The sequence below is a fragment of the Mesorhizobium sp. M7A.F.Ca.MR.362.00.0.0 genome (assembly GCF_004023175.1).
GTDB lineage: Bacteria > Pseudomonadota > Alphaproteobacteria > Rhizobiales > Rhizobiaceae > Mesorhizobium.
In genome coordinates, this window is sequence record NZ_RZTF01000804.1 from 1 (window position 1) to 984 (window position 984).

Genomic DNA, 984 nt, shown 5'->3' on the forward strand with positions numbered 1-984 from the left:
GATATGTTATTATATAAAAGTTGCTCCTAATAGCAACGAAAAATTGCTCTTTGAAAACTGAACAAACAAAACGTCAACAATAATCGTTTTTATAACTTGCGTTATAAAGATGAAAACAAAGTAACAAAAAGCTAGAGTTTAGCAAATGAGCTAATCTTACTCTTTATCGGAGAGTTTGATCCTGGCTCAGGACGAACGCTGGCGGCGTGCCTAATACATGCAAGTCGAGCGGACTTAAAAAGCTTGCTTTTTAAGTTAGCGGCGGACGGGTGAGTAACACGTGGGCAACCTGCCTGTAAGACTGGGATAACTTCGGGAAACCGGAGCTAATACCGGATAATCCTTTTCTACTCATGTAGAAAAGCTGAAAGACGGTTTACGCTGTCACTTACAGATGGGCCCGCGGCGCATTAGCTAGTTGGTGAGGTAACGGCTCACCAAGGCGACGATGCGTAGCCGACCTGAGAGGGTGATCGGCCACACTGGGACTGAGACACGGCCCAGACTCCTACGGGAGGCAGCAGTAGGGAATCTTCCGCAATGGACGAAAGTCTGACGGAGCAACGCCGCGTGAGTGATGAAGGTTTTCGGATCGTAAAACTCTGTTGTTAGGGAAGAACAAGTACGTGAGTAACTGCTCGTACCTTGACGGTACCTAACCAGAAAGCCACGGCTAACTACGTGCCAGCAGCCGCGGTAATACGTAGGTGGCAAGCGTTGTCCGGAATTATTGGGCGTAAAGCGCGCGCAGGCGGTCCTTTAAGTCTGATGTGAAAGCCCACGGCTCAACCGTGGAGGGTCATTGGAAACTGGGGGACTTGAGTGCAGAAGAGAAGAGTGGAATTCCACGTGTAGCGGTGAAATGCGTAGAGATGTGGAGGAACACCAGTGGCGAAGGCGACTCTTTGGTCTGTAACTGACGCTGAGGCGCGAAAGCGTGGGGAGCAAACAGGATTAGATACCCTGGTAGTCCACGCCGTAAAC

General features: G+C 49.5%; 1 rRNA gene. It reads left to right on the forward strand.

Features of this window, described 5'->3' with window-relative positions:
* Positions 1–163: 163 nt before the first annotated feature.
* Positions 164–984: ribosomal RNA gene (locus EOC06_RS45285) — 16S ribosomal RNA — on the forward strand; the annotation flags it as partial.